We start from the raw sequence: 10,005 nt of genomic DNA on the forward strand, positions 1-10,005 counted from the left end.
CTCGGTGTGGTGGCGATATTTTTCACGTGTCGCCATTCCACCGCGTATATGACGCTCAGATTTATTGATATCGAGAATAATCCGTGTCTGGAAAGCCAGGCGCGGATTTATTTGTATTAGACGCTGTGTGACATCCTTGTGAACTGTTGATTTGCTGACGCCAAACTGTCTGGCTGTCTGGCGAACCGTAGCGCCATTGTCAACAATGTACTGTGCAATATGAATGGCGCGTTCCTCTATGTAATCTCTCATAAAAACCTCAAAAAAATATTTGTTTTTACAATGTATGCATAGGCAAATGAGAATAGAAATGCTATAATTGAAAAATGGGAAATCATTCTAAATAATAGAAAGAGAGGGAATACAATGGAAAAAGAAAAAACAGTTCTCGAGGTATGTACAGACAGCGTAGAGTCTGCAATTGCAGCCAAAAAGGGAGGCGCAGATCGTATTGAGCTGTGCAGCAATCTGATCATTGGAGGAACGACACCAGATACGAAGATGTATCGTATCATTCAAAATGAGGCTGGGATTCCGGCGCGCATTTTAATTCGTCCAAGATTTGGTGATTTTTGCTACAGCAAATATGAAAAGGAACTGATTCTGGAACAAATTCAGGCGTTTCGCGAGGAAGGCGCTCAGGGCGTTGTTATCGGTGCACTGCTGCCAGATGGAAGTTTTGATATGGAGTTTATGGAAGAATGTATGAAGGCAGCTGGAAAATGTAAGGTGACATGTCATCGTGCATTTGATATGTGCAGAGATCCATTTGAGGCACTTGAGGCACTGATTCATCTTGGTGTGGACACATTGTTAACGTCCGGACAAGAGCCATCAGCCATGGCAGGAGCAAATTGTCTTGAAGCACTTGCAGCAAAGGCAGATGGAAGAATCCATATTTTGGCAGGAGCAGGTGTGTCAGATGCTGTAATAAAGCCATTATATGAAAAGGGAATCAGACATTTCCATCTTTCAGCAAAGATGGAGCTTGAGAGTGCAATGAAGTATCGAAATACAAGAGTAAGCATGGGTCTTCCGGGAATGAGTGAGTATATGATCTGGCAGACAGATGATAAGAAGGTAAGAAGTGCACGTATGGTGCTTGATGCATGCAGCGGCAAAGAAGCTTAATATGTGTACATATTTGAAAGACAGCATTAGAAAAGGCCCGGCAAATCATTGAAATGCCGGACCCTGTATAGGGACAATCACAAGTCTCTTGTCTTTTGAGGGGGGCCCGGTGCCTTGCAGCACCGGGTATGAGTATGAAAAAGCTTTCAAGTGATGGGGAATCGACTTGAAGTACTTTTTAAGTACAGTTATAATGTATCTCAAAAATGTGACAGAAGTTTGTACGAAATCTGAATAAAGAAGAAAAAAAATTAAGGAATTATGAAACGAAAGAAGAACCAAACTGGCCTTAATAAATTCGTAAGAAGTATTTTTTGCGAAAATCGAAAAAAATACTTTCCCTTTTTCAAGATATTGTATATAATGATACTTGTGTAGGCATTTATCCGGGGGATATTTGTCTTGGGAAAGGAGTTTTAACCATGGCATTTGGCGTGTCAACTGATATAGGAATTGATTTGGGAACTGCCAGTATTCTGGTATATATAAAGGGGAAGGGCGTCGTCTTAAAGGAGCCCTCCGTTGTAGCATATGACCGCAATACCAACGAGATAAAAGCGATTGGTGAAGAGGCACGTATGATGATTGGACGCACCCCTGGAAATATCGTTGCAATCCGTCCGCTTAAGCAGGGCGTAATTGCTGACTATACGATTACAGAAAAGATGATCCGATACTTTATTCAAAAGGCAATCGGAAAGAGAACATTTAGAAAACCGCGCATCTGTGTCTGCGTACCAAGCCAGATTACGGAAGTAGAGAGAAAAGCTGTAGAGGATGCAACATTTAATGCAGGTGCAAGAGAGGTTTATCTTGTTGAGGAGCCGCTTGCAGCAGCAATAGGTGCAGGAATCGATATCACAAAGCCTTGCGGAAACATGATCGTTGATATTGGAGGCGGAACTACAGATGTAGCTGTAATTTCACTCGCAGGAACTGTTGTCAGTGAATCTATCAAGGTAGCTGGTGATGATTTCAATGAGGCAATTGTACGCTACATGAGAAAGAAGCATAATCTTTTAATTGGCGAGCGCACAGGTGAGGAAATCAAGATTAAGATTGGTACCTGTTATCCGCGCCAGGAAGAGCTTGCAATTGATGTAAGAGGCCGCAATCTTGTAACTGGTCTTCCAAAGACAGTTACGATTACATCAGAGGAGACTCTTGAGGCACTTTCTGAGTCAGCAAATCAGATCGTAGAGGCTGTACATATGGTACTTGAAAAGACACCTCCGGAGTTAGCAGCTGATATTTCCGACCGTGGTATTGTACTTACGGGCGGCGGTGCGTTGCTGACAGGACTTGAGCAGCTTCTTGAGGAACGTCTTGGAATCACGACGATGACAGCTGAAGAGCCAACTACTTGTGTGGCAGTTGGAACTGGAAAATATATTGAAGTTATGAACTCGATAAGAGATTAATAAGTTAGTAGGTAATATAGTGAGACAGACCGGCAAAAGAGGGCGAAAAGCAACATCTTTGCCGGTTCGTTTTGTTCATGCAGGAAAACTATGTAAGGGTGAGAAAATGGTAGAGTTACAGGGATATATAGACCGGATTGTCTTTCGCAATGAAGAAAACGGTTACTCGGTACTTTGTATGAAGGAGGGAAACAAGGAGGAGTTTCTTGTTGGCGTTTTTCCTGATGTGTCCGAGGGAGAATATTTAACTGCGCGCGGGGAGATGAATGTCCATCCGATTTATGGAAAACAGCTTCGTGTTCAGGAGTATGAATTTACCGCGCCGAGTGACGCAGCTTCGACATTAAAATATTTAAGTTCCGGTGCAATAAAGGGAATTGGAGAGGCGTTAGCGACAAGAATTGTTAAAAAGTTTGGTGATGATACATTTCGCATTATGGAAGAGGAACCGGAGCGTTTGGCAGAGGTGAAGGGAATCAGCATGAGAAAGGCGCTAGAAATTTCAGGTGCCGTTGCAGGAAAGAGGGATCTTCGCCAGGCGATGTTGTTTTTGCAGCAATATGGCATCACTCAGAACCTTGGCATGAAAATATATAGCTTTTACCAGGGACGTTTATATCAGGTGATTCGTGAAAATCCTTATAAGCTTGCAGATGACATTGACGGTGTAGGATTTCGTATTGCTGATGAGATAGCATCGAAAGCTGGAATTTTGCCAGATTCTGATTTTCGTATCAGGAGTGGAATCTTGTATGTGCTTGAACAGGCAACAGGACAGGGACACACATGTCTTCCGATGGATCAGCTGATGCAGGAGGCTAGACGGCTGCTTGGTGTGGAGATTGATTCTATGAATGACCGCATCATGGATCTGATCATGGATAAGAGAATTGTCGTTAAGACAAAAGAAGACATTCAGATGGTGTATTCCTCTGTAAGCTACTATACAGAGCTGACGATTGCACAGATGCTTAAGGATTTGAATATAAAGGATACGATTACATCTGATGAGATTGCGGCAAAAATCAAGGCAATTGAAACAGAGCAGGATATTGCACTTGATGAGCGTCAGCGCCTTGCCGTATCGGAAGCAGTCAATAATGGTCTGACAATCATTACCGGAGGACCTGGAACAGGAAAGACAACAACGATACGAACAATAATTCGCTATTTTGAGAAGGAAGGTCTTGATATTTTATTGGCTGCACCTACTGGACGCGCGGCAAAGCGCATGAAGGAGGCAACAGGATGTGAAGCAAAAACTGTGCATCGTCTTCTGGAGCTTTCTGGAATGGTGGGCGAGGGTGCAACATCATTTGGACGAAATGAAGATAATCCACTTGAGACAGATGTTGTGATTATTGATGAGGTATCAATGGTTGATATCTTTTTAATGAAATCACTTCTTCGTGCACTAGTTCCTGGAATGCGTCTGATTCTTGTAGGTGATGTGAATCAGCTTCCAAGCGTAGGCCCTGGAAATGTACTGCGCGATATGATCTATTCAGATGCGTTTCCAGTTGTACGCCTTGAGAAAATTTTTAGACAGGCAGCAGAGAGTGATATCATCATGAATGCGCACCGAATTAATGCTGGAGAGATGGTGGAGCCAAGACCCGGAAGCCGCGATTTTCTTTTTATTAAGCGCGATAATCCAGGAAATATCATCGGCGCGACAATCACGCTTTTAAAGGATAAGCTTCCTAACTATGTAAACAGCAGCACACGTGACATTCAGGTATTAACACCGATGAGAAAAGGTCTTCTTGGTGTGGAACAGCTAAATGCTGCTTTGCAGGAAGCACTGAATCCGCCGGATCCTTCTAAGCAGGAACTTACTGTTGGCAGTTTTATTTTGCGTGAGGGTGATAAAGTCATGCAGATCAAAAACAATTACCAGATGGAGTGGAAGGTGTTAAATAGTTATCGTATGCCGCTTGATGAGGGTGTCGGCGTATTCAATGGAGATATGGGAATTGTGAGGGAAATAAATTCCTATACTGAAAGGATTACAGTTGAGTTTGAGGAAGGACGCCGTGTTGAATATGAGTTTAAGCAGGCAGAGGAATTGGAACTAGCTTATGCCGTTACAATTCATAAATCACAGGGAAGTGAGTACCCGGCCGTGATTTTGCCGCTTCTTGGAGGACCAAGGATGTTAATGAACAGAAATCTGCTTTATACGGGAGTTACAAGAGCGAAAAGCTGCGTTTGCATTGTGGGAAGTGTGCACACTTTTCAGGAGATGATTGCAAATGAACAGGAGCAAAAACGTTACAGCGGATTAAAGGATCGGATAAAGGAGGTATATGAGCTGGCTTGATGAGTTGTTTTTCCCAAGGCGCTGTCCTGTGTGCAGAGACATTGTAAGCCCATGGGGAGAAATGATTTGTGATACCTGCAGAAAAAATTTTCGTTTGGTAGCAGATAAGGGCTGTTTAAAATGTGGTCGTCTGCTGCTTAATGAAGAAAAGGAATATTGTGAGGATTGTATGAGAATGAAACGTTGCATTGTCCGCAGCCTGACTGGATATGATTACAGGCAGGAATGGGTTCACAAAATGATCTTTCATGTAAAGTATCATAATGAAAGACAGCTTCTTGACTACCCTTGCAGCGAGGCAGCTCATGAGTATCGAGATACTATTATGCGATGGCAGTGTGACTGCTTAATTCCTATTCCGCTTCATCCATCAAGACAAAAAAAGCGTGGTTTTAATCAGGCGGAGGAGATTGCCAGGCGAATAGGAGAAGATTGGTCACTTCCAATTGACACAAAAGTTCTAATTCGTGTCAAAAAGACACATCCGCAAAAAGATCTCGACAGTGCGACGCGTCAGAAAAATCTTGAAGATGCATTTACAGCAGATAAAAAACGGGCACAGGCATACAAACGCGTGATACTTGTCGATGATATTTATACAACAGGAAGTACCATGGAATCATGTGCTAAAGCACTTCTCGCGGCGGGAGTACAGCAAGTCTACGGATTTGCACTCAGCTCAGGGCGGGATGAAGCATCATAGTTACAGTTCACGCAAAGCCCGAAACCATTGCACCGAAGGGCTTTCGTATCATGGTGCGTAAACTGCCGCATTTTATATTTTTTTTAGAATCATTCGCTCATTTTTTAGATACGCATTAGGAAGAATCTGATATAATAAGCTTATGGCATCCAGTTATCGAGAAAGCTCATAAATTTTGAGCAGACAAGCTGGTAAAACAAAAGAAAGGAGAGTGCCATGAAGCTGAAAAATAAGCTGATCATATCATTTTTAATGATTATGGCAATACCGTTGTTTTTATTTTGTGTATTTAGCGTTGTGTTAGTACGCTATCAGTTTGTAATCATTCAGAACAGCTATGGCGTGTCAGCAGAGCTTACGGATTTTTTTCCTAATAATAATAAATTATTTAGTCAGCTGATGAATAATGTACAGCTGAAATTGCAGGATGAAATAGAAGAAGACAGTCAGTTGCTGGAAGACAAAAAGATGCTGGAAAAGTACTGTGAGAAGGAGGCAGGAGAATTTATTAATGTAGTTGTTCTTAAGGATGAGGACATTTACTACAGCTATAAGCCTCTCAAGCAGGAAGAGATTGAGGCAATCGAAAGAGAGTCACAGGAAATAATAGATGCAGCCGATGATACTAGTACTGTATATCTGAGTAAGGAGAATACTATACTTGGAAAGGCAGCTGACAGCAAATTTGCAGATGGAAGCCGTGCACAGGTATATACACTTGTAAAGGTTAATCAGTGGCTTCCAGAGTTAAAGCAGCTTGTTGTTCAGTTTGTGCTGGCAATGATTTTTATCCTATTTTTGACGGCATGTATTTTCACAACATGGATTTACCGCTCAGTTGTACAGCCTATTAAGGAGCTTCGCCTGGCCACTGAGAAAATTAAGTCAGGAAATCTTGATTTTTTGGTGACTGCTGCATCAAATGATGAGATGGGGCAGCTTTGTACAGATTTTGAGAAGATGAGACAGCGCCTTAAGGAAAGTGCAGAGGAGAAGATACGTTTTGACAACGAAAATCGTGAGCTGATTAGTAATATCTCGCATGATTTGAAAACACCTATCACATCTATCAAGGGATATGTGGAAGGAATCATGGATGGTGTTGCTGATACACCAGAAAAGATGGAACGTTATCTTAAAACTGTCTACAACAAGGCAAACGATATGCAGCGCCTTATTGATGAACTGACATTTTACTCAAAGATTGATACTAATCGCATTCCATACAATTTTAGAAAAATCAATGTCAGCGATTATTTTGGAGATTGTGCCGAAGAAGTTGGACTTGATCTTGGTGCAAAAAATATTGTATTCCAGTATGCCAATTATGTAGATGAACAAGTAATGGTTATTGCTGATCCAGAGCAGATTCGAAGAGTGGTCAATAACATCATAAGTAATTCATGCAAATACTTTGACAAGTCACAGTGCTTTATCAATATGCGAATAAAAGATGTCGGTGACTTTATTCAAGTTGAGATTGAGGATAATGGAAAAGGAATTGCGACAAAAGATATTCCATATATATTTGATCGTTTTTACCGCACTGATTCATCGCGTAATTCGGCAAAGGGAGGAAGTGGTATCGGCCTTTCTATTGTGCGCAAGATACTAGAAGATCATGGCGGAAAAGTTTGGGCTTCAAGTAAAGAAGGTACTGGAACAGTTGTGTACTTTGTTTTAAGAAAATATCAGGAAAATGTACAAAATGTAGAGTCAGCAGAGGCAGACGATACAGATGAAAAAACAAAAGTAAAAGAAGCCAAAACAAAAGAGCAAAAATTGACGAAAGAAAGCGGTACAGGAAAGGTTGTATTTACACAGGATAATTCGTCAAAAAATTCAACGCATATAATGCAGATGCGCGGAAAAGAAAGGAAGGAATGACATGGCAAGTATATTAATAATAGAAGATGAAATTAGCATTGCAGAGTTAGAAAGAGATTATCTTGAGCTTTCTGGATTTGAGGTTGAGATTGAAACATCTGGTACTAGTGGACTTGAACGTGCACTCAAAGAAGATTTTAATCTGATCATTTTAGATCTGATGCTTCCAGGAATTGATGGATTTGATATCTGCAAGAAGATTCGTGAGCACAAGAATACACCTATTATAATGGTTTCAGCAAAGAAGGATGATATTGATAAGATAAGAGGTCTTGGTCTTGGTGCCGATGACTATATGACAAAGCCATTTAGCCCAAGTGAGCTTGTTGCAAGAGTAAAGGCACATATGGCACGTTATAAGAGATTAGTTGGCAGCAATGCACAGCAAAATGATATTGTGGAGATTAGAGGAATCAAGATTGACAAAACAGCGCGCCGTGTGTGGGTAAATGGTGAGGAAAAGGCATTTACAACAAAGGAATTTGATCTGTTGACGTTTCTTGCTGAAAATCCGAATCATGTTTTCACAAAAGATGAGCTGTTTCGTGAAATCTGGGATATGGCATCAATCGGTGATATTGCAACTGTAACTGTTCATATTAAGAAGATTCGCGAAAAGATTGAATATGATACCTCCAAGCCTCAGTATATTGAAACGATTTGGGGTGTAGGCTATCGCTTTAAGGTTTGATGGCTGTTATAAAAGAATTGTTGTGAGAGGAAGGAGAAAAGGCATAGTAATACAACTGTGCTTTCGAAGAGTATGAAAAAGTACATTTTATTTGATTTAGACGGTACGTTGACAGATCCGATGGAAGGAATCTGCAAATCAGCGGCAAGGGGACTAGCACATTTTGGGATTGAAGCTGATTACCATGATCTGACATTTTTTATCGGACCGCCGCTTTTAGATACGTATCGTGACAGGTATGGTATGAATGATGAGCAGGCAAGGGAAGCTGTTGCTGCTTTTCGTGAGTATTTTCAGCCGACTGGAATTTACGAAAATGAAATTTATCCGGGCATTGAAGAAATGCTAAAAGAACTTCAGGATAAAGGGTATTTTCTTGCGATGGCAACCTCAAAGCCAGAAGCATTTGCTGATATTGTGCTGCGTCATTTTCATATCCGTGATTATATAAAGGTAATGGCCGGAGCTACGATGGATGAGGGAAGAACTAATAAGGCAGAAGTTTTAGCATATGCGTTGGAACAGATGAATATTTCGGATTTGTCGGAGGCTGTCATGGTTGGTGATCGCAGCTATGACGTAAAGGGAGCACAGGCAATGGGAATTGACAGTGTAGGTGTTCTGTATGGATATGGAAGCCGTGAGGAATTAGAAAAAGCAGGGGCTACGAAGATTGCTAAGAGCGTAGAAGATTTAAAAAATATTCTCTTAAACTGGGAATAATATCGAAGATAAAAATGGTGAAAAGAGCTTTGATGGTATGGTATTGACTGTAACATCAAAGCTCTTTTTTGAAAAGATTCAGTCAACAAAAAGAGAACACCGAGTAAAATAAAGAAAGTATTTTACAATTGCTTAAATAATTATATACAATTTATACAATTAAGAAAAGATAAAGAAAAACTTAAAAATATTTTCAAAAAGTACTTGACAAAATAGGGAGCGTAGGCTATAATGAAGTCACAACAAAGAAATAAACATCCAAAAAAAATAGGGAGGGAAACCCAGAAAAGGAGGTACGGTCCAAAGTACAATTAAACTTCGTTTCATTACTTTATAAAAAGTAGTTGAAACATAGGAAAAAAGATTCGGCACGGAATGGATTTTCAAATCTGCCAAAAGCAATCAAAGATTTCTTATTTGTGAAGAGAAAACAAATAAGAGGAACCCCAAAGAGAAAGAAAAGAATCGAAGGGAAGCCGATAGAAAAACGTGGTATTTGTATTTCGGAAACATGATGAGAAGTATTTGTATCACAGAATAGTCTATCTTATCAAAGAAATGCAGGCAGACAAATAAAAATCAAAAAAAGAAAAAGATGTTCTTGCAGGATGAATCAACAAACAACTAAATAGTAAAAACAAAGCGGATAAGAAAGAGTGAAAAAACCAAAAAAGAAATCTTATTCCTAAACCTGAAAAGTTGACAGCCAAAGAAAGAGGTATTGTCCAATGGATAACGAGGTTTGAGAGCGGGTATCGAAGAAAAAGAATCGATACCCGCTTTTTTGGTGTTTGGGAATAAAAGCGAAGATATTATTTCTTTGCTGCTTTCAAGCTGCAAAAAAAAGAAAAAACTTGTTGACAAACCCTTGGAAGGGTGGTATTATAGTCAACGTCGCTGAAAACAACACAGACACAACAAAAACAATTCAAAAACAATAATGAGAATTGTAGCAATAACAAAAACAATTCGAAATCATTAAAAACAATGAATTGAAAAAAGTTGAAAAAGTGCTTGACAAATGCAGGCGACTGTGATATATTAGATGAGCTGTCGATGAGACGGCAAAGAAAAAATCACAAAGAACCTTGATAATTGAACAGTATAACCAACCCTGAAGATTTCT

Annotated in this window: 7 protein-coding genes and 1 pseudogene; 7 read left to right on the forward strand and 1 reads right to left on the reverse strand. The window is 40.2% G+C overall.

The annotated features are described in order from the left end of the window. Positions 1 to 9 precede the first annotated feature (9 nt). Positions 10 to 252, reverse strand: a pseudogene (gene spoIIID, locus WJP93_RS05620) (sporulation transcriptional regulator SpoIIID); the annotation flags it as partial. 114 nt (positions 253 to 366) lie between these two features. On the opposite strand from spoIIID, the gene WJP93_RS05625 reads away from it, so the two are divergent. The 7 genes from WJP93_RS05625 (at position 367) to WJP93_RS05655 (ending at position 8,879) form a co-directional block, all read left to right on the forward strand. Beyond that, the gene (locus WJP93_RS05625) at positions 367 to 1,131 is read left to right on the forward strand and encodes a copper homeostasis protein CutC (protein ID WP_337547272.1); all 765 of its coding nucleotides are present in this window, start codon (positions 367 to 369) and stop codon (positions 1,129 to 1,131) included. 422 nt (positions 1,132 to 1,553) lie between these two features. Then, complete coding sequence (mreB, locus tag WJP93_RS05630; RefSeq protein WP_066563623.1) at positions 1,554 to 2,552, forward strand: rod shape-determining protein MreB; 999 nt, start codon at positions 1,554 to 1,556, stop codon at positions 2,550 to 2,552. A 106-nt stretch (positions 2,553 to 2,658) separates the two neighbouring features. Further along, positions 2,659 to 4,875 (forward strand): ATP-dependent RecD-like DNA helicase, encoded by a 2,217-nt coding sequence (locus WJP93_RS05635; RefSeq protein ID WP_337547273.1) that lies wholly within the window; start codon positions 2,659 to 2,661, stop codon positions 4,873 to 4,875. Further along, the gene (locus tag WJP93_RS05640) at positions 4,862 to 5,578 is read left to right on the forward strand and encodes a ComF family protein (RefSeq protein ID WP_337547274.1); all 717 of its coding nucleotides are present in this window, start codon (positions 4,862 to 4,864) and stop codon (positions 5,576 to 5,578) included. The genes WJP93_RS05635 and WJP93_RS05640 overlap by 14 nt, the downstream gene beginning before the upstream one ends. Positions 5,579 to 5,794: 216 nt before the next feature. After that, positions 5,795 to 7,465, forward strand: a complete 1,671-nt coding sequence (locus WJP93_RS05645; protein WP_337547275.1) for a HAMP domain-containing sensor histidine kinase — start codon at positions 5,795 to 5,797, stop codon at positions 7,463 to 7,465. Between the two features lies 1 nt (position 7,466). Beyond that, the gene (locus WJP93_RS05650) at positions 7,467 to 8,156 is read left to right on the forward strand and encodes a response regulator transcription factor (protein WP_337547276.1); all 690 of its coding nucleotides are present in this window, start codon (positions 7,467 to 7,469) and stop codon (positions 8,154 to 8,156) included. A 72-nt stretch (positions 8,157 to 8,228) separates the two neighbouring features. Continuing rightward, on the forward strand, positions 8,229 to 8,879 hold the full coding sequence (locus WJP93_RS05655; RefSeq protein WP_337547277.1) for an HAD-IA family hydrolase: 651 nt from the start codon (positions 8,229 to 8,231) through the stop codon (positions 8,877 to 8,879). Positions 8,880 to 10,005: the final 1,126 nt, after the last annotated feature.

The sequence above is a fragment of the Anthropogastromicrobium sp. genome, assembly GCF_037349415.1.
In the GTDB taxonomy this organism is placed as follows: domain Bacteria; phylum Bacillota; class Clostridia; order Lachnospirales; family Lachnospiraceae; genus Anthropogastromicrobium; species Anthropogastromicrobium aceti.

Excerpts from the sequence above, each read along its gene's own strand:
- WJP93_RS05640 (WP_337547274.1), top strand. The coding sequence starts at position 4,862 with ATGAGCTGGCTTGATGAGTTGTTTTTCCCAAGGCGCTGTCCTGTGTGC.
- WJP93_RS05625 (WP_337547272.1), top strand. The coding sequence starts at position 367 with ATGGAAAAAGAAAAAACAGTTCTCGAGGTATGTACAGACAGCGTAGAG.
- WJP93_RS05635 (WP_337547273.1), top strand. The coding sequence starts at position 2,659 with ATGGTAGAGTTACAGGGATATATAGACCGGATTGTCTTTCGCAATGAA.
- WJP93_RS05650 (WP_337547276.1), top strand. The coding sequence starts at position 7,467 with ATGGCAAGTATATTAATAATAGAAGATGAAATTAGCATTGCAGAGTTA.
- mreB (WP_066563623.1), top strand. The coding sequence starts at position 1,554 with ATGGCATTTGGCGTGTCAACTGATATAGGAATTGATTTGGGAACTGCC.
- WJP93_RS05645 (WP_337547275.1), top strand. The coding sequence starts at position 5,795 with ATGAAGCTGAAAAATAAGCTGATCATATCATTTTTAATGATTATGGCA.
- WJP93_RS05655 (WP_337547277.1), top strand. The coding sequence starts at position 8,229 with ATGAAAAAGTACATTTTATTTGATTTAGACGGTACGTTGACAGATCCG.